Origin of the sequence: Catellatospora tritici (assembly GCF_019083965.1) — a bacterium.
In the GTDB taxonomy this organism is placed as follows: domain Bacteria; phylum Actinomycetota; class Actinomycetes; order Mycobacteriales; family Micromonosporaceae; genus Catellatospora; species Catellatospora tritici.
In genome coordinates this window covers 21757-40756 of record NZ_JAHRCY010000042.1, presented here as the reverse complement: position 1 = coordinate 40756, position 19000 = coordinate 21757, and the positions used below count along the sequence as shown (strand labels likewise).

At 69.4% G+C, this 19000-nt stretch carries 12 protein-coding genes and 4 pseudogenes; 9 read left to right on the top strand and 7 right to left on the bottom strand.

All coding sequences use genetic code 11. The annotated features are described in order from the left end of the window. The first annotated feature begins 258 nt into the window (after positions 1-258). Complete coding sequence (locus tag KUA19_RS41665; RefSeq protein WP_217405491.1) at positions 259-924, top strand: hypothetical protein; 666 nt, start codon at positions 259-261, stop codon at positions 922-924. A 590-nt stretch (positions 925-1514) separates the two neighbouring features. Here the strand turns inward: KUA19_RS41665 and KUA19_RS41660 are convergent. Continuing rightward, positions 1515-2170: pseudogene (locus KUA19_RS41660) on the bottom strand (S8 family serine peptidase); the annotation flags it as partial. Between the two features lie 354 nt (positions 2171-2524). Then, positions 2525-3634, bottom strand: a complete 1110-nt coding sequence (locus KUA19_RS41655; protein ID WP_217405489.1) for a hypothetical protein — start codon at positions 3632-3634, stop codon at positions 2525-2527. A gap of 444 nt (positions 3635-4078) precedes the next feature. On the opposite strand from KUA19_RS41655, the gene KUA19_RS41650 reads away from it, so the two are divergent. Then, positions 4079-5023 (top strand): metal ABC transporter substrate-binding protein, encoded by a 945-nt coding sequence (locus KUA19_RS41650; RefSeq protein WP_217405487.1) that lies wholly within the window; start codon positions 4079-4081, stop codon positions 5021-5023. Between the two features lie 562 nt (positions 5024-5585). Here KUA19_RS41650 and KUA19_RS41645 read toward each other — a convergent pair. Continuing rightward, entirely contained in the window at positions 5586-6071 is a 486-nt protein-coding gene (locus KUA19_RS41645) for a hypothetical protein (RefSeq protein WP_217405485.1), read from the bottom strand. Positions 6072-6509: 438 nt separating this feature from the next. On the opposite strand from KUA19_RS41645, the gene KUA19_RS41640 reads away from it, so the two are divergent. Beyond that, positions 6510-8429 (top strand): sensor domain-containing diguanylate cyclase, encoded by a 1920-nt coding sequence (locus KUA19_RS41640; protein WP_217405484.1) that lies wholly within the window; start codon positions 6510-6512, stop codon positions 8427-8429. Positions 8430-9003: 574 nt separating this feature from the next. Here KUA19_RS41640 and KUA19_RS41635 read toward each other — a convergent pair. Continuing rightward, the gene (locus tag KUA19_RS41635; protein WP_217405482.1) at positions 9004-9630 is read right to left on the bottom strand and encodes a hypothetical protein; all 627 of its coding nucleotides are present in this window, start codon (positions 9628-9630) and stop codon (positions 9004-9006) included. A gap of 799 nt (positions 9631-10429) precedes the next feature. On the opposite strand from KUA19_RS41635, the gene KUA19_RS41630 reads away from it, so the two are divergent. From KUA19_RS41630 to KUA19_RS41615, 4 genes and pseudogenes are all read left to right on the top strand, one after another. Beyond that, positions 10430-10900, top strand: a complete 471-nt coding sequence (locus tag KUA19_RS41630) for a hypothetical protein (protein ID WP_217405480.1) — start codon at positions 10430-10432, stop codon at positions 10898-10900. A 118-nt stretch (positions 10901-11018) separates the two neighbouring features. Continuing rightward, a complete protein-coding gene (locus tag KUA19_RS44890; RefSeq protein WP_217405478.1) occupies positions 11019-14090 on the top strand; it encodes an EAL domain-containing protein in 3072 nt (1023 codons plus the stop codon). A 150-nt stretch (positions 14091-14240) separates the two neighbouring features. Further along, positions 14241-14408, top strand: a pseudogene (locus KUA19_RS45200) (PadR family transcriptional regulator); the annotation flags it as partial. 9 nt (positions 14409-14417) lie between these two features. Beyond that, a pseudogene (locus KUA19_RS41615) lies at positions 14418-15551 on the top strand (IS630 family transposase). A 109-nt stretch (positions 15552-15660) separates the two neighbouring features. Here KUA19_RS41615 and KUA19_RS41610 read toward each other — a convergent pair. Together KUA19_RS41610 and KUA19_RS41605 are read right to left on the bottom strand one after the other, a co-directional pair. Then, positions 15661-16053 carry a hypothetical protein gene (locus KUA19_RS41610; protein WP_217405477.1) on the bottom strand — a complete coding sequence of 131 codons (393 nt, stop codon included), beginning with the start codon at positions 16051-16053 and terminating at the stop codon, positions 15661-15663. 145 nt (positions 16054-16198) lie between these two features. Further along, positions 16199-16672: a hypothetical protein gene (locus tag KUA19_RS41605; protein ID WP_217405475.1), complete on the bottom strand. Its 474-nt coding sequence runs from the start codon at positions 16670-16672 to the stop codon at positions 16199-16201. A gap of 484 nt (positions 16673-17156) precedes the next feature. Between KUA19_RS41605 and KUA19_RS41600 the strand changes: the two genes are divergently transcribed. Together KUA19_RS41600 and KUA19_RS44885 are read left to right on the top strand one after the other, a co-directional pair. Then, a complete protein-coding gene (locus KUA19_RS41600; RefSeq protein WP_308167951.1) occupies positions 17157-17513 on the top strand; it encodes a transglutaminase-like domain-containing protein in 357 nt (118 codons plus the stop codon). 24 nt (positions 17514-17537) lie between these two features. Continuing rightward, positions 17538-18356, top strand: coding sequence for a transglutaminase-like domain-containing protein (locus tag KUA19_RS44885; protein ID WP_217405471.1), 819 nt, complete (start codon positions 17538-17540; stop codon positions 18354-18356). Here KUA19_RS44885 and KUA19_RS45195 read toward each other — a convergent pair. Then, a pseudogene (locus tag KUA19_RS45195) lies at positions 18315-18956 on the bottom strand (DDE-type integrase/transposase/recombinase); the annotation flags it as partial. The gene KUA19_RS44885 and the pseudogene KUA19_RS45195 overlap by 42 nt on opposite strands. Between the last annotated feature and the right edge of the window lie 44 nt (positions 18957-19000).

The following is a 19000-nucleotide window of genomic DNA, read 5'->3' as shown; positions in this document are numbered from 1 at the left end:
CATGGCTGGAGGTGACCGGGACCTACACCTCGCAGACGCTGGCCGACCCGGTCAACGGCGAGGACATCCCGTTTCTCAATGTGGCGACGTGGCGGCCGATCGCGGCACCGAAGGAGCAGTACGAGTAGGACCGCATCACCAGGCCACCTGCCACGTGCCGCCGCCTATGGACGGATGCCGGTGCGGGTCGTAACGTCGGGTCGGCCGATCGTGCGGCGACGATCGCGGACTCTTCCATACCCTTGTGAGGAGCGCACGATGTCGCGTAAGACCGGCAAACCGCCGCACAACAACCCGTCCGCCCGGCAGAGCAGCAGCCTGACCACCGCTCAGGTGCTGCGCATGCTGAGTGCACTGGCCGTCGCCGCCGTCGTGGGGGCGTTCATCGGCGTGCAGATCACCGCACCCAGCGCCGCCGAGACGACCGTCGCGTCGCTGCGCGAGCAGGAAGCCCGCCGCGACGTGGCGCAGATCAGCGAACTGACCACCCGGGCGCGCGCCACCGTGACCGCCATCCAGCCCATCGTCGACGGCCTCACCGCGACGGCGCAGACGACCGACGAGCAACTCGCGGCGTGGCGGCAGACGCTCGCCACCGAGGTGGCGTGGTACTCCAAGACCGTGTCCGGGATGACCGCCACCAACATCGCCCGCGGTGCGCTGCGCGGCGCGGTCCAGCAACTGGCGCTCGCGGCCGACACCGCCGCCGCAGCCCGCGCCCTGCCCGCGTCCTCGCGGCAGCCGGTGCTGAAACTCGCCGAACGGCAGCGCGATCTGGCCGCTGCGGCATGGTCGGTGGCCGCCACCCAGCTCGACCAGATCAACATCGACGCAGGCAACGGCCACCAGCACGTCTACCTCAGCCCGACCGGCACCGGAGGAGAGATGACCGGCGACGGCCAGGCCGAGGGAACCGGCAGCTGACCGGTCACCGACGGTGTCGCAACCACGGGGCGTCGCCGCGAGGAAAGCGCCCTCCGCGCCTACAGCGGCTGCGGCTCGCCGTCGCCTCGGGCCGGTCCGGCGCGGATGACAGTCCTGTCATCGATGTGGTTGCGGCTGTGGGAACCGCCTTACCCTGGCAGCGGTGGTTGGACGTGTCGACCGATGTGGACGGCAGGCATGCTCTGGCGCCACCGGCAACGCCTGTTGCCGGAACCGCAGCGGGCCGGTCTTTGCGTTCTCCGCAGGGCCGGCCCTGGTGGACCTCGACATGCGACACCAACGGCCGGGGCGGGCGCCGACGAGACTGCCGCTTCTTGGCACGCAGCGCCTGCGAACCGCCGGCTGTGTGTGGGCGGCAACCGCGGCGGCCCGCGAGCCGGAGAGCATCTGGGCCTCGGTGTCGACCAGGCCGGCCAGCGTGATCTCAATCAGGAACCCGGGTTCCAGCCAGCCCTTCGGCACATGAGTCAGGCGCAGGGAGTCGATCGGCATACGTCGGCGACGGACCATGTCATCGCCGTCGCGGCTGGTGGCCGCCGTAGGTCCGCTCGGCCACCAGCCTTGGGGTGTCAGGAGACGGTCAATGCCGTGTCGTCGACGACGAAGGACGTCTGCAGCGAGGAGTCCTCGACGCCGGTGAACTTGAGGGTGACGGTCTGCCCGGCGAAGGCCGACAGGTTGAAGCTCTTCTGGCTGTAGCCGCTGGCCTTGTTCAGGTTGTTGACGACGTACAGCAGCCGGTCGGGCGAGCCGGTGCCGGGGCTGGTGACGACGCCGGTGGTGGCGTTGTTGACGAGGTAGTCGCGTACTCGCTGCGGGGTGAACGACGGGTTCTGCGCCACGACCAGGGCCGCGGCACCGGTGACGTGCGGGGGGTGGCCATCGACGTGCCGCTGATGGTGTTGGTGGCGGTGTCGCTGGTGTTCCACGCCGAGGTGATGCTCTGGCCGGGGACGAAGATATCCAGGCAGGTGCCGATGTTGGAAAACGACGCACGGGCGTCGGTGCTGGTGGTGGCGCCGACGGTGATGGCCGAGCCGACGCGGGCCGGTGAGGTGTTGCAGGCGTCGGCGCCGTTGTCGTTTCCGGCGGCGATGGCGTAGGTGACGCCGTCGGCGGTCGAGTTGGACACCGCGGTGTCCAGGGTCGTGTCGATGCCGCCGCCGAGGCTCATGTTCGCCACAGCGGGCTGGCCGGGGGCGTGGTCGGCGGTGACCCAGTCGATGGCCACCCACAGCGGCAACGACGACTGCGGGGCGCCTACGATCGGCGGTCACGCGGCCCGTACAGGGCTGAAGACGTGTCCGGCGCTCGTGCCCCAGACTGCGACCGAAGCCGTCGACACACCGGGACCGGTCTCCTGAAGAGGACGACCGGTTCCGCTGTGTTTCAAGGAAGAAGGACTCGCAGTGGCACGCAGATCACGCTGGGCGTCCAGATCGGCCCGGCACGGTCTACCCGCCTGCGCCAGCGTAGGGCCCCCTAACCGACCCACACAAGATCGATTACGGGACCGTCACCGTGCACGTGCGGGTCTGGGGCGTGACCACCGGCGTGCTGGGCCGCTGCCCGATCGGGCTCAGGTGAGGGCGCGCAGGTCCAACACATGCCACCGCTGGGCCTCGTTGTCGCCGGTGGACCACCACAGCATGCCGTTGCGGGTGAACACCCCTCCCACGCCCTGCCCGATCACCACGGCACGACGGACAGTCAGGTCGTAAACGAGAAGCTCGGTGTTGGCCATTCCGGTACGTGTATAGATCTCGTACCGGTCCAGGACCGCAACGTCATAGACCGCCGAGTTCACGGCGCCCGTCACCGTGCCGAACCGATCCGAACCGTCCGGGCGCAGCACGTCGATGACCGTGGACGCGTCGGTGCTGCCGACGGCGATCGCCCGGCACCACGTCGCCGAGCAGCTGATCAGCTCGTTGGCCGCGGCAGACACCGTCCGGTGCTCGCCGGTGTCCATGTTCGACAACTGCATCGGCTCCAGGCCGACGGGGTCGGCGCCGACCAGCCAGGGCCACGCGGCAAGGCTCCAGGCGCCGTCGACGGTGCGGACCGCGACGTCGCCGCCGGTCAGTGCGACGGTGCGGACCTCGGTGCGTGCCGTCGCTGAGTCGGCGTTGGCGATCCAGCTCACGGCGTCGTCGTGCAGCACCATGTCGTGCTCGGCGTCGAAGAGCAGGACCGCGCCGGTGTCGGTGGCGAGAGTACGGCTCGCGGCGGTGGCCAGGTCGGCGATCCAGATACGGCTGTCGCCCTGCCCGTCTGCGCCCGCGGTCAGCTCCAGCCACACCAGCCGCGTGCCGTCGGTGGTGAACCCGCCGAAGTCGGGCTCCTGCTCCTTGGGCAGCAGCCGCAGGACACGTTCGACACCGGCCTGCCTGAGCACCAACCTGATGCTCCTGCCGTCGTCCGATAGCGCGGTTCCAACCGAGCCGCCCGCATCGAGGAAGAACAGCGGACGGTACGCCGCGCCGTCGGCGAGCGTGGCGGGCACGTCGGCCGGACGGAGACTCGGATAAGCCTCAGCCAGCGGCAACTCGGTCCGGGCGGGCGCGGGGGGCGCCAGCGGGCGCAGGATCAGCATGGACGCGGCCGCAACCAGCGCCACAGCCAGGCCCGCGAGGCGGCCGGAACGTGCCAGCACGCCACGCCGGCCAGGATCGGACTGCGTCGTCATGCCGCTCATAATGCGCCAAGGCCACGAACCACACCCATGACACCCCTCCCAGGAGCTACCCGCTATCGCGGCAATCGGCAAGCCAACTGCGCCGGACCTCACGCGGTGCCCACCGGCGCGGGGTTGGCGCCGCCGAGCGGCGCGCTGCCGCGGGGACGCCGGGTCGGCCGGTGTACGCATGGACAGGCCGGCTCGTCGTGCCCGGGAAGAGGCGTTCCGCCCAGCGGGTCCTGCGGTCGGCCGCCCGCAGGACCGTCGGCCGTCGCCAGGATATGGGCGTGGCTTCGCCGAGGCCATATCGGTGACAGGACTGTCATCACCGGCCGGTGGGTCACCAAAGGCGAGCCCAGTCGGGCCCGTGACCTGTGTCTACGTGGCAGGACCGGCAACCGCATGCGTCTATGCGATTTTGACAATCATTTTCTTTACGGCGAGGGTGTGGGCATGAGCATGAGCACTCCTCGTCGTAAAGGTGCCGCGTTCGCCGCGGCCGCCGCCGTCGTACTCGCCTCCGCGTGCAGCGGCGGCGCCACGCCCGCAACCGCGGGCTCCGAACAGGTCAAGGTGGTCGCCGCGTTCTACCCGCTGCAGTACGTCTCGCAGCAGGTCGGCGGCGACGCGGTGAGCGTGGCCAACCTGGCCCCTCCCGGTGCCGAACCGCACGACCTCGAGCTGACCCCGGCCCAGGTGGCCCACATCGCCGAAGCAGACCTGGTCGTGTACCTGAAAGGCTTCCAGCCGTCGGTCGACGAGTCGGTCAAGCAGAACGCCGCAGGCAAGGCGTTCGACGTCGCCACCGTCGAGCCACTGCACGACGCCGTCGAGACCGACGAGCACGACCAGGCCGGGCACGAGCAGGAGATGGGCGGCAAGGACCCGCACGTGTGGCTCGACCCAGTCCGACTCGCGGCAATCTCGGACCGGCTCGCCGAGCGGCTGGCCTCCCTCGACTCCGGGCACGCCCCGCAGTACATCGCGCGGGCCGCCGACCTGCACGGCCGACTGCTGGCCCTGGACAGGCAGTACCGCGACCGGCTGGCCACGTGCCAGCGCCGCGAGATCGTGGTCAGCCATGCGGCGTTCGGGTACCTGGCCGAGCGGTACCGGTTGAAGCAGGTCGCGATCACGGGCCTGTCACCGGAGGACGAACCCGGGCCGCGCAAGCTGGCCGAGGTCACGGCGCAGGCTCAGCAGCTCGGTGCGACGACGGTGTTCTTCGAGACGCTGGTCAGCCCGAAGCTGGCACAGACGATCGCGCAGGAGGTCGGCGCCAAGGCCGAGGTCCTCGACCCGATCGAGGGCCTGCAGGTGGGCTCGCCCGACGACTACCTGTCGGTGATGCGGGCCAACCTCACCCGCCTGGTGACCGCGCTCGGCTGTACGGGCTGACCATCTGACCTCAGCGCAACATACCCGTCCAAGGTGACCTCACCGCCGGTCCCGCGCAAACTACGACCGGAGTGTAGGAGGTCGATCGACGTTCGGGATTGCCCAGCTGCAGGCCGGGCGGCGGGCGGCGGTGCGGGTGAGAGTGTACCGGCCGGGGCTGTGCAGGGTGCCCGAGTCGGGGAATGGCGAACTCGTGCAAGTGGTTGCGGTCCCAGCGGGCGAACGCGTCGTCGATCGCCTCGGCGAGGACGTGGAAGGTGTGCTGCGGGGCCACCGCGAAGATCCGCCCCGGGGTGGGCCACAGGCGCCGCTGGCGCGGCCGCCGAGCAGGTCCACGCGAATCGGCCACCAGCCGTGCCGCTGGATCCGGGGTTTGGCGGTGCGGGGCTGGGGTACCGAGGAACCTTGCGAGCCTGTGCCGCTGGCACCACGCACGCAAGAACAGCGCGGAAGGCGACGCTGCGCGGACCCGGCCGACAACGGGCCCGGCCGCGCGAGCGTCACCCCGGCAATCTCTGATTCCACGGGAGCCGCGCTTGCGTGTCAGCCGTGGGGTCGGCTGCTACTGCGCGATGTTGGTGAAGTGCACCGTGACGTACGTGGTCCGTGCCGTTGAGCTGCCCGGCAGTGGCGTGAACGCGATCAGGCCGTCGCCCTCGCACGGCACCGTCCACGCGGTGGGTATCGCATACCCGTGGAAGTACTCCGTGAGGGTCACCGGGGCGTTCGCGACGCTGCTGCTCACCGGCGCTGCGGCGATGGAGTTGCCGGTGCTGCCCGTGAAGCCGAGATTGGTCGTGGAACTCGGGTCCGAGACCCGGGAGACCGACAGGAGTTGGCCGCTTACGGGGTGCCCTGTCTGGCCCGTCGCCGGACCTGGGCAGGCCGTCTTGATGGTGGCTGCGGCGGTCTTGCCGTTGACCACGCCGTTGAAGTACTGGTTGGGCATGACCGGGTAGGTCGGCGGCGACGCGGCCGCTGCGGCGTTGCCAGCCGCCAGGGCAACCAACGCCAGGGGGACGAGCGTGATCAGCACACGAATTCGCATGGGCACCTCCGAGGTGCAACATCAGCTAATGATCGACAGATGTCAACCTTTATAGCGGCCGCAGCCCTGGCGCACAAGCAACGCTGCCCGTCTTCGCGCCAAGTGATGACATCACGTGCGACACGCGCGTGCTGGGCCTGGCCCCGCGCCCGCCTACGGCAGCCCAAGCGACGTCCTGCCCGGTTTCCGGCCAGCCCGCTCGCCGCGTACGCCCCGAATCGACCCTGCGACGGCGGGGACGGGGCAGCCTGCCGGGCGGGTATACGGCCGCTGACCACGACGCGACGCCGATCGCGGATGCGAGTTGCGGGCGGCCACGGGTAGTAGCCTGGGTCGACAAGGCCCGCCGCTGTCGGCCAGATGAGGCGTGACCAGCGGCGAGCGAGGCCGCTGAGAGACGGCGGCAACCTGGATCTGTCAGTGTCGTTGGGGCTGCGGATGGTCGGAACCGATCCGGTACGGCACGGCCGCGGAGCCGATCCGGTCCTGGCCGTGCTCGCCGCCGCGGCGCTGGCGTGCCTCGTGGCGGTGCTGGCCGCCCGGCCGCCAGTCGCCATCACGGTAGCGGCGGCCGCTAAGCCGGTGCTGCGGGTGGCGTTCGTGGTGCTGTGCTGGCAGGTCGCGGCCCGCCCACAGATCGCACCAGCGGCCCGCAGGTTCTGGCGCACCCTCGCCGCGGCCGGTGTGTTCCTGGCGGCCGGTAACCTGGTCGGCCTTGTCACCGGTGCCGAGACCCGGGGCGACCCGGCGGGCATGCTCGCCATGTCTCTGGTCCTGCTCCCGGGCATCCTGCTGGGAGGCTGGGCATTGCTCGCCTATCCGCTGCAGGTGCCCCCGTCTGAGCGCACGCGGCTGCGTCTGGACGTGGCCACCGTCATGTGCGCGTTCCTTGTGGCGGCCTGGTACATGTGGCTGCCGGCCGGGTCATCCCCGGACAACCCCGCGCAACTCGCGCTCACGGCGCTCGGCTGTGCCGTAATGCTGGTCGTCGCCTACGCGGCGGTGAAGCTGCTGCTCTCAGGTTCCGCGCCGTTCACCCCGCCCGCCGGCGTGCTGCTCGGAGCCGGGTTGCTGGTCGGCGCCTGGTACCTGTTCAACCTGCTGCGCATGCGCATCGCCGACGTCCAGTTGCTGCAGGCCGGGCAGCTGACCTCGGCGTTCCTGCTCCCGATCGCGGCCCGGGTGCAGTACCTGCAGATGCGGACCCGGCCCAGCGGCCTGACCACCCGCAGCCGGCCCCGCTACAGCCGCCTGCCGTACCTGGCCGTCGCGGCCACCCAACTCCTGCTGGTGTTGGAGCTGTGGACCGACGGGCTGACCCTGCGCGCCTGGGGCATGGTCGCCGGCACGGCCACCGTCACCGCGCTGGTCATCGCCCGCCAGAACCTCGCGTTCGCCGACAACGCCCGCCTGGTAGACCGCCTCGACGCCAGCATCCTGCAGCTGCGCCAGCACGAACGGCGCTTCCGGTCCCTGGTCCAGCACGCCTCCGACATCACCCTGCTCGTCGACGCCACCGGCACCGTCCGCTACGCCAGCCCATCGCTGAGCGCCCTGCTGGGCACCCCACCCGAACAGGCAACCGGCACACCCCTGGCCGACGTACTGCAGCCCGCCGAAGCCGCCGACGTCGCACAACTGCTCGCCGACGCCCGCGACGAACCCGACACCAGCGTGCGACACCGGTTGCAGGTGCACGACACCCGCGGCCGCCAACGGTGGCTGGAAGCCGTGGCCACCAACCGACTCGACGACTCCAGCGTCAGCGGCATCGTCATCAACGTACGCGACGTGACCGAGACCAGACTGCTCGAACAGCAGCTGCGCCACGAAGCCACCCACGACCACCTCACCGGCTTGCCCAACCGTGCCCTGCTCGAAGACCGGGCACACCGGCTCCTCGCCGGGAACGACCAAACCCCCGGGCTGCGGGCGGTCCTGCTGCTCGACCTCGACGACTTCAAAACCGTCAACGACCAGCTCGGCCACCACGCCGGCGACCGGCTCCTGGTGGCCGTCGCCGAACGGCTGCGCGGCAGCGTACGCCCCACCGACACCGTCGCCCGCCTCGGTGGCGACGAATTCGTCGTACTCCTTGCCGGCACCACCGCCTCGGGCGCCGTCGACACCGCCCGACGCATCCATGCCGCGCTCGCTCAGCCGCTGACCATCGACGGGCATCCGCTGGCGCCGCGCGTCAGCATCGGCGTCGCGTTCGGCACCAGGGAACCCCTCGACACCCTGCTACGCAATGCCGACGCCGCCATGTACCAAGCCAAACGCCAGCACGCCGACATCCGCGTGCACGGCGACGACTCCACCGGCACACCAGCCCAGGCCGGAGACAACCAACTCTGACGCTGCCGACCCGTGGGCCTCTGCGGCCAGCCGGCCGCGGGCGCGGAACCTGCTCGGCTACCTTGATGAGCCCCGAGGCGGTGATGCCGCTGCTCGACACAGTGCCGGGTTCGGCGCGGCGATGGCCATGGGCGCGATCACGGGCCCGTACCCGGCAGCCCACCCGGCTCGCCCCACCGACGCACTACGCTCGCCCTGATCGCCGCGACGCCCCGGGCACCGTGTCCCAGGAACCGTCCGCCCGCCGTCAGCCGTGCCGAGCGAACATGCCAGCGTTCCTGCCCCGGCCGCGTCTGGCCGGTCCCGGAGGAAGGAGCACCTACTTCTCAGGGTCGAGCAGGTCCCGGAAGCGGTAGTCCACGGTGGGTCGCCGTCGGGTCTGCGTGACGCGCAGCCCACCGTTGGCTGACGCCGTCGCTGAGGTGCAATCGATGCTGCCCCGGCTTCGCCGGCGTGGACGACGACATCATGTGCGACGACGAACGTGTGCTGGACCTGAGGCGTCACTGTCACCACGCGCCGCGCCGCGCCGTGCCGCCCGGCCGTCCGCAACGGCCACGCGGGCACGGCGTTCTCACAACCCGGCGACCGTCCACGTCACGGTGCCGTGGAGGTGGGTCAGACCCGGAGCGGACAAGCAGGCCGCGAGCTGCGCTGTCGGGTAGACCGACACAGACGTCAGCGTCGACCCGGTGTAGTCACCGGCAGTGATCGGTCCGGTCGCCGTCGCGACGACCTGCCCGTTCACATAGGCCACTTCGCCCAGTGCTGCACTCCATGTAGACGTGCGTCCGGACGGCGACCAGGTGAACACCAGGGTGAACATGCCCGATGCGTGCAGCGTCGTGCACGACAGCTGCGTCGTGCCGGAGAAGGAGGTGGCGAACGAGTTGTCACCGGGGATCTTCCCCAGCCCGGTACATGCGTGTCCTTCCAACGTTTCCGAGAATGACACGGTCTGGGAGAAGTTGCGCAGCCCGGGGCTGAAGGTGACGTCGTCACTTCCCGGACATACCACGGTGACCAGGCTGGCGGCGGATACAGTGACCCGACCATTCGCCATAGTCGAGGTTGGGGCCGCACGGCTCGGATATGCCGCAGACGCGGCAGCCGAAGTCAGGCCGAGCACCGCAACGAGCGTCACTGCTAGGCCGCCCGTTCGGGCCACTCGGAGCGCAGGCATGAACAGCCGCTGCTTCACAGAGTCCTCCTGTTCGTGGTCGTCGAGGTCATCGCCACGTGGGCTACGCGCAATCAGACAGGACCCGGCCATAGCCAGCAAAGGCGATTAATAGAGTGCATCAGGGTAGATATGGGCTTGACAACCGCAGTCACCCGAAAGGCGAAGGCGCGCTATGCCGACACGCTCACGACGAATCGCGCTCGATAGCAAAAAGGACAGTGATCGCGGGACAGTGCCTACCGCAGCCGTCCTGATGAGTGGCTGAGCCGATATGTGTGAGGGATCGGGGCCGGCCCTCTCCCCGCACGCGACACCGGGAAGCGGCTGTGTCTCGTCGGGCGAATGGAAGCCCGATCGATCGAAGAACGGATGTCCCTCGCATTGGCAAACGGATCGGGCCATCTCCGAAACGCTCACTGAGGCAGCCCGCCAGGGAAGTCGGCTCGGCGACCGTCCGGATACCGGCGATGGCGTGTCGGGAACTGTGGCGCTGGCACCCATTGCACGGTCTCACGTCGATGGGTCTTACGTTGCCCCCGACACCCGACTTCCGGCGCCATCACCTTCGAGACGTACTGGTTTTCGCCACCATGGCGGCCTGGGTCGGGCTAGGAATGTGGCTGGCTGCACAGTTCATGGTTCAGCCTCTGCCGGCGAGCGCGGGGCTGCTGGGCACGCCCGGCACCCTCAGCGTAGACGAGTGTTTCGACCGTGGCGCGAACGAGGATGGCGCGGTCCCCATCTACTGCCGTGGCTCGTTCACCACCTCACGCCAGTCGCAGACATCGGTGGTGACGATCTTCGCGGGGCGTTACCTGTGCGAGATGTGGCGTGCGGCCCGGTACGCGGCTTCACCGAGATCCTCGGCCCTGGCTACCCCGGAGACGACGACCACACGCACACGGGCAACAAGAGCAGCCAGCCGCCTACCAAGCCCTGCTCGACGTACACCCCGAAGTACCTCACCGCCGGGTTCGAACAGGTGCGAGCCGCCCACGGCACGTTCGACGGATACCTCACCGACGCGCTGGGCATTGGACCGGCGGGCCCTGCACGAGCTGCGCACCATTCTGCTGGTCTGACGGCCCGCCGATCTGGTCGACCGCCCGTGGCCGTTTCAGTGCCGATGCAACGCCTCCGGACGCCGCTGAATGATCATCGAGGTGGCGAACGCGGTCCGCAGCGACGACCCGGCGGTGCGGAGTCACCCGGGCAGGTCGACCCGCCGCTGAGCCAGGACCAACTGGTCGCGATCCTCACCGGGATCGCCTCGAAGATCACCGGCTGAGGCCTGGCCGCTGGCGCTGGATCCCGGGGACCGAGCGTGCGACAGCGGCAACGCCACGGTTTGAGCCACCGAGCATTGGGTGATTTCGGCCAATACTCAGCCTTTTCGCACTATTGGCGTGTGCGTCCAGTCATACTTCACCGTGTCGGTGCGGTTCTGGGCATACGCGGCGGTAGGCGTGCTGGCGGGTGTCGGGCTGTGGCTGTGGCCTGCACATCAGCTGGCCTGGTGGGCCGTGCTCGGGGCGGGAGCGTTCGCGGCCGTCATCACCGGCGTGCGCGCCAACCGGCCACGTCGCTGCTGGCCCTGGCTCCTGGCCGCCGCCGCGCTGGCCCTGTTCAGCGTAGGCAACGTCGTGCATTATGCGGAGGTCGGTGCCGGCGGGACACCCGCCTTCACGGACGGTCGGGCCACCTTCCTGTTCGTGGCCGCGTTCCCGGCCATCACGGCCGCGACGGCCGGGCTGGCCTGGGTTAGCGTGGTCGGCCGCGACCGCATCATGGTCCTCGACGCGATGATCGTGGCGAGCGGGCTCGGCCTGCTCGTATGGATGTTCATCATCGCGCCGCAGTGGGGCCGCATCGGAGACGGCATGGCCGAGCGATTCCTCTCCACGGCGTTCCCGCTGTGTGATCTCGTCATCGCCGCCATCTCGGTCAGCCTCGCCCTGGTGGCCTGGCGGGTACAAGCGGTCCGGTTGCTCTGCCTGGCCGCTGGCGGATTGATCTGGAGCGACATGGCGCTGATCCTGGCCCGCAGGCACCCCGTCCCGCACCTGTCGACCGCCGGAGCAGCCGGTTGGGTCCTGTTCTACCTCGGTTGGGGGCTGGCCGCGCTGCACCCGTCCATGGTGCTGCTCACCGAACCGGCGTCGGTCAAGCAACGCGAGATCGGCCGCGGTTACCAGGTGCTGCTGACGTCCTTCATCGCCGTGCCGCTCACCGTGCTGTTGGTCGACGTCGCCCGCGGGGTCACCAAGAACAACCTCGTCGCGCTCTTATTTCTCGCGATCACCCTGGTCCTGGTCCTGCTCCGGCTCACGCGCCTGATCGACGACTACCGGCACAGCATGGCCCTCGGCCGGGTCGTCCTGGACATCAACGCCGCCATGTTCGCCGCACATGACGCCGGCACCGTGATGGGGCTGCTTCGCGACAGCCCTGGCGAACTTCTGCCCTCAGGCGTCCCGCACACCGCCGTCGTCGACCTGCCGCGCGCCGACCGGCCTTCGGCGGTGTCCGGGTTGCCCGATCACACGGCCCACCCGGTCTATGTCCGTGACCTACCACCAGAGGTCCGCCCTCAGATGGACAGGTTCGCTGTCGCGCTCGTCTGCCCGATCAGGCTCCCGGGGCATCCCGCCATGCCCACCGCGGACGGCGCCCTCGTCGTGGGTGCCGCCGAGCGGTGGCTCACCCGCATCCAGACCTCGCTGGAGATACTCACCGCGCAGGCAGCGCTCGCGGTCGACCGCATCAACACCATCACCGACCTCGACCGCCGGCACAGCGAGGAGTACTTCCAAACACTGGTCCGCAACACCACCGACGTCATCCTCATCCTCGAGCCCGACCGCGACACGATCCGCTACGCCAGCCCATCGGCGGTCAGTGTCTTCGGCACCGACGCCCTGGCCGGCCGCAGCGTCCGAAACCTCGCCACGCCGCTCGACCGCACCAAACCCGCCCCACCCGCCTCTGCTACCGAGGACTGGACCGTCGACGCGACCGGGCAGGCGCCGGTGACCGTGGAGGCATCATGGCAGGACCTGCGCGACGACCCGACCATCCGCGGCTGGGTGCTGACCCTGCGCGACGTCACCGCCCCACGCAAACTCGAAGCCGAACTCACCGAACTCGCCTTCCACGACCCGCTCACAGGACTGGCCAACCGGGCACTGTTCAACGACCGTCTGCGCACCGCGCTGGTCGACGCGGCGCCGACCGGAACGACGGTCGGCGTCCTGTACGTCGACCTCGACGACTTCAAGATGGTCAACGACAGCTACGGCCACGAAACCGGCGACGCCCTGCTAAAGGCCGCCGCCGGGCGCCTCACCGCGACCCTGCGACCGGGCATGCTCGCCGCACGCCTGGGCGGCGACGAATTCGCGGTCCTCATCGGGAACGCTCCCGCGGTCGAGGCCGTCGAAAAAATCGCCGACGACGTCGTCACCGCCATGTCCCGCCCGTTCCTCGTCAATGGCCGCATGCTGCCCGGCGCCGCCTCCATCGGCATCGCCGTCAACCACGAAACCGCCGACGCGGCCGAACTGCTCCGCCAGGCCGACCAGGCCCAGTACGCGGCCAAAACCGCCGGAAAACGCCAATGGCGCCGATTCGACCCCAGCCAGCACGGCCTCATGCTCGACCGGCTCGCCCTGCGAACCGACCTCGCCCACGCCCTCGACGAGGGTAGCGGCCTGACCATCGAGTATCAGCCGATCGTCGAACTGGCCACCGGCGTCATCGCCGGATGCGAAGCCCTCATCCGGTGGGACCACCCCGACCGCGGCAGGCTCATGCCACAGCAGTTCATCGACCTCGCCGAGGACAGCGGCCTCATCGTCGCACTCGGACGCCGCGTCCTGGCCACCGCGATCGACACCGCCGCCGCCTGGCCGCCGCCGCACACGCACCAACCGGCGCCATATGTCAGCGTCAACGTGTCGGTCCGGCAATTCCAGGACCCAGGATTCACCGACACCGTCCGCACCGCCCTCGCCGCCGCCGGACTGCCCCCACACCGGCTGATGCTCGAAATCACCGAAAGCCTGCTCCTACACGACGACGACAACACCTGGCAGACACTGGCCGAACTGCGCCAGCACGGGATCCGCATCGCCATCGACGACTTCGGCACCGGCTACTCCGCGCTCAGCTACCTGCGACAGGTCCCCGTCGACATCCTCAAAATCGACCGATCCTTCACCAGCACCATCACCACATCCACACGCCAAGCCGCCCTGGTCGACGTCATCATCACCCTCGCCGAGACGCTCAACCTCGACGTCGTCGCCGAGGGCATCGAAACCACCGCCGAGCGCGACCTCCTGCAGCACTTCGGCTGCCGATACGGCCAGGGATACCTCTACGCCAAACCCCTCACCCGTGACCAGGTCGCCGCCCGGATATCCGCCGACGGTCCGCAGGTTGACCCCGGCGCCCTCGGCCAACTGCCCACTGCGTAAGCCGCGGTCACGGCCGTGCCCGCATCGCCTCGGCGCGCGCGGCGAGGGCGTCCAGGACGTCGGTGTGCGCGGGCCGGGTCTTCCCTGGGCATGCTGCCGCCGCTACTATTACGTGACACGTTATATCGGTTCACGTAATGGACGTGACCGGTGGAGGCACGGTTCGCCGAGCCCAGTGTCCTCATCCTGGTCAGCCTCAGCGACGGCCCCAAGCACGGCTACGCGCTGATCAAGGACATCGAGCAGATCGCCGGCATCACCCTCGGCCCCGGCACGCTGTATGGCGCCTTGGCCAGGCTGGAGCAGCAGGGCCATCCGATCCGATGGCTGGAGGCAAGGGGGGCCGAACCTGTCCGCGTGCGCAGATTGACCGACCAAGAGGGTCAGCGGCTGCAGCAGATCGTGCGCCGGGGCAGCGCCGGCTCGGTGCGTTACCAGCGCGCGATGATGCTCCTCGCATCGGCCGGGCGGGAACCGGGTCCCGGTGATCGCTCAGCTCGTCCAGGCCGACGAGGACACCGTCCGTGACGTGATCCACCGGTTCAACGAGATCGGCCTGGCGTGCCTGGACCCTCAGTGGGCGGGAGGCCGTCCCCGCCTGCTCAGTCCTGACGACGAGAACTTCATCGTCGCGACGGCCGCCACCCGACCGGTCAAGCTCGGCCAGCCCTTCACTCGATGGTCGCTACGTAAGCTCGTCGCCTATCTGCGCAGGCTCCACGGGCGGGTGATCCGCATCGGCCGCGAAGCCCTACGGTGCCTGCTCGCCCGCCGCGGCGTCGCGTTCCAGCAGACCAAGACGTGGGAGGAGTCCCCGGACCCCGACCGCGACGCGAAGCTCGACCGGATCGAGGAGGTCCTGGACCGCTTCCCGCAGCGGGTCTTCGCCTTCGACGAGTTCGGGCCGCTCGGGATCCGACCCACCGCCGGTTCGGGCTGGGCCGTACAGGGACACCCGCTGCGGCTTCCGGCCACCTACCACCGCACCCACGGTGTCCGGTACTTCCACGGCTGCTACTCCGTCGGCGACGACAGACTGTGGGGCATCAACCGCCGCCGCAAGGGTGCTGCCAACACCTGGCCGCGCTGAAGACGAACCGCGCCGCCCGCCCCGACGGCGCCCTGATCTATGTGATCTTGGACAACCTGTCCCCGCACAAGGGCACACAGATCCGGGCCTGGGCACGCAAGCACCGGGTCGAGCTGTGCTTCACCCCGACCTACGCATCCTGGGCCAACCCGATCGAGGCCCACTTCGGCCCGCTGCGGCAGTTCACCATCGCGAACTCCCACCACCGCAGCCACACCACCCAGACCCGGGCTCTGCACGGCTACCTGCGCTGGCGCAACGCCAACACCCGCCACCCCGACGTACTGGCAGCCCAACGCTGCGAACGACCACGCGTCCGCAGCGAGAAGGGCATCCGCTGGGGCGGACGACAACTACCCGCTGCGGCATGACAAAGGCGAGGCCAGCTCAGTAGCCGGTGTGGATCTGTGTCACCGGATGCCCCAGAATTTTGCCTGCCGTGACGAGTTCCTCGTCGTTGAGTTCCCCGACGATTCGGGCCTAGTTCATGGCGCTCACCTCGAACCGGGCGAATCCGATCGGTGCCTCGAATCCCAGCTCGGGCGGTGTCAGCAGGCAGCCGCAGCACGGGAGCGTGACGTCCAGGTCGCCGATGGTCGGGTCAACCGTCAGCCCGCCGCTTTCCTCGCGCAGCATATCCCAGAACCAGTCCAGGCCGAGCGCGGCGTCGCATCGGGGGCAGAAGACGTCTTCCATGTACTGGCCCGCGTCGATGAGCATGATGCGGTCGTAGAACACCGGCTTGACCAATTCGACGTGGTCGCCCGGCCCAGCGAAGAGCCCGGCAGCGTACTCCACCGTTCGTTCGGCCGCCTCGGCCGTGGGCTGCCACTGCGGATCATCGGGGATCACCCGAATGTAGATGTCACTCATCTCGTCCCTGCGTAACACACCAAGCGGCCCGGTGGTCAGCCACCCAGGGTAGGCGTTGGCACCGAAGCGCGTGAACGAACAGCACCGCAGCACCTGCGAGCCCGGAGACCGGCAACCAACCCGGCGAACCCTCCCGGTCAGAGCACTAGACCAACTGCTCGCCCGCGAAATACCGGTTCCGGTGCTCCTGGCAGAGCTCGCGCACGCGCTGTTCCTGCAGGTCGGTGGGGGAGCCGTAGCAGATTGCGAACTCGTATTCAAGTGCCGCCAGCTCGTCGAACGGCCAGACGCCTCGTATCGCGTCGGCCACCTGGCGCAGGTTGGACACCTGCCAGCAGAGGTCGCCCTCGTCCAGCGTGCCGTCGAGCACGCAGGTGTACAGGTGGTCGAGGAAGGCTCGGGCGGCCTGCTCCTCGGTGAGCGGGATCAAGCCGGTCTCCGCCAATGCCTCCGGCAGCACGGCACCTGCTTCCCGGTGCTCGCCCGCACCCAGGCCGGCGAGTTCGCGCAGGGCGGGTCCATCGTGACCCTCAACCAACCAGCCGGCCGCGATCCATGGCAGTCTCTCGGAAGGCAGCCGACCGTTGGCGTGCAGCGCGGCGACCAGATACGGGGACATGGCGACAGGCTAGCGGCCCATGATCGTGGACGCACCCCCGAGCCTGCGACTGGGAACCCCACCGACCTGGGCGCGTAGCGACACCTGCCCCTGCCCGCACCGGTAATCGCCATAGAGGTCGCCCCAGCCATCGGCTGGGCCATCTCGCCGCTGGTCTGGCCACTACTCGCCTTCTCGACGCGATCGGCAACGCCCCGCGGGGCGTTGCGGCTCAGCACCCCGCAGGCCCCCAGCATGAACCGGTCGAATGCGCCGCGTGCTGGCTGAGGAGGTGGCCGGGTACGCCGGTGGACCGCGGTGCCAAGTCGACGCTCCGCGCCCTGCATACTCCCACTCCGCTGACGTCTCCGACGACCGGCTGCGTCAGTCGGCCGCGGACTTGGTCCGCGGGGGCGGAGAACCGGGGAGGTCGCCGAGCGGATCTGCGCCGCCGTCTACGCGGCCTTGTCCTACGGTTTCGGGACGACCAGTGTCCTGACCACGGCTGCGCAGGCCCTGGCTGGCTGGCGGCATCGGGGTGTGCCAGGACTACGCTCACATCATGATCACCCTGTGTCGGCTGGTCGGGCTGCCGGCCCGGTACGTATCGGGACACCTGCTGGGGCAGGGTGGCAGGCTCGCCTGGGTGGAGGTGATCGCCGCGCAGGACGGGGCTGCGACGGCGCTGGCCCTGGACCCGTGCCACGGTCGCCGTACACACAGCGGGTATGTCACTGTGGCGGTCGGGCGCGACAACACCGATGTGGCCCCGACGTCGGGAAGCTACATCGGGGCTCCCAGCGGCCGGCTCACTGGCGACCGGCGCGTCGGCGTTGTCGCCCTTGACATCCCTCTACGGTAAAGGCGGGCCACGATGGAGCACATGGTGGAGGTCAGGCGATCCGAGGTTGCGTGCGCGTTGACGTTCACGGTGGCGGAGCGGGCCGAGTTCGCGCTCGGGGTCGGGGTCGGGCTGCGTCCCGGACGGACGGTGGACGACGAGTTGTCGGTCGTCGGCAACGACCAGGTGGTCGACGTGCGGGTGGTCCTCGGCCCCGACGGCAATCGGCGGCACCTGTTCGCGGCGGCGCCGGGCGAGCTGTCGATCTCGTACTGGGCGGTGGTCGCCGACCGGCCTGGTGAGTCCGAACGGCCGACCGAGTGGGAGCTTCTGACCGCGCTGCTGCCGAGCCGATACTGCCCGGCCGACCGGATGACCGGCTTCGCCCAACGGAAGTTCGGCGGCTACGCCGATCCGGAGCGGAGGGTGCAGGCGATCTGCGACTACGTCTTCGAGCATCTGCAGTACACGCCGACGGCCAGCGGGCCGACCACCGACGCCGCGGACACCCTGCTCGACGGGCGCGGGGTGTGCCGCGACTACGCCCACCTCGTGGCGACGCTGTGCCGGGCGGTCGAGGTGCCGGCTCGGGTGGTGGGGGTGTACGCCCCCGGTCTGAGCCCGATGGACTTCCACGCCGTGGTCGAGACCGCGACTGGCGGCGAGTGGCAGGTCTGGGACGCGACCCGTTTGGCCCCACGGTCGTCGCTGGTCCGGGTGAGCACCGGGCGCGACGCCGCCGACACCGCATTCGCCACGATCCTGTCCGGGCACGCCGATCTGGACCGGATGGAGATCACGGCCATAGTCCTCGACGGCGACCTACCCGCCGACGACCACCGCTCCCCGGTCCGCCTGCTCTGATCGGCGACAGCCGACGGTATGGCGTGAATGGGCTTGGTTCTTGATCCGAGCTTGATCATGGTTACCTGATCGCTGACGAACTCGTTCCGGACGACGCCCGGGCCGGGGCCTCTTCGTGGCTGAACACTGCAAGCAAACGCTGGCGCCACGGACGGCATGCCTTCGGCGGCCAGCCGTTACCAACCCGAGAGGTGGCTCGGCGGCCGGGCTCACCACGCTCTCTCGATTAGGACTTTCCGCGCGCAGCTCGTCAGCCAGGGCGAGGCGACGCGGTTCTGCGGATCTTCCGTTCCGGGCATGCCTCGGTCGGGCGCTATGGTCCCGTCGAACTGGTAGACCAGCGCCTCCTCGTCGCCTGCCGAGCGGGTCGTGGTGGTAGCCACGTATCGGTGGATCAACCGGCGCTGTTGCATTCTCGGATCGCCGTGCATGGTGGACGTGGTTATGGCCTCGGGTCAGATCGCCTTGGCGAGTTCGGCGAATGCTGCGGCGACTCGCCGGGTGGGCGGGACGTCGGTGGCGAGTTCGTAGTGTCCGCGGCTGTCCGTGCTGGTCGACCGCCCGGTACACGTACCGCCACACGCCGCCGACCTTGATGTAGGTCTCGTCGACAACCCTCGCCGGACACGTCGATTCCGAACCTC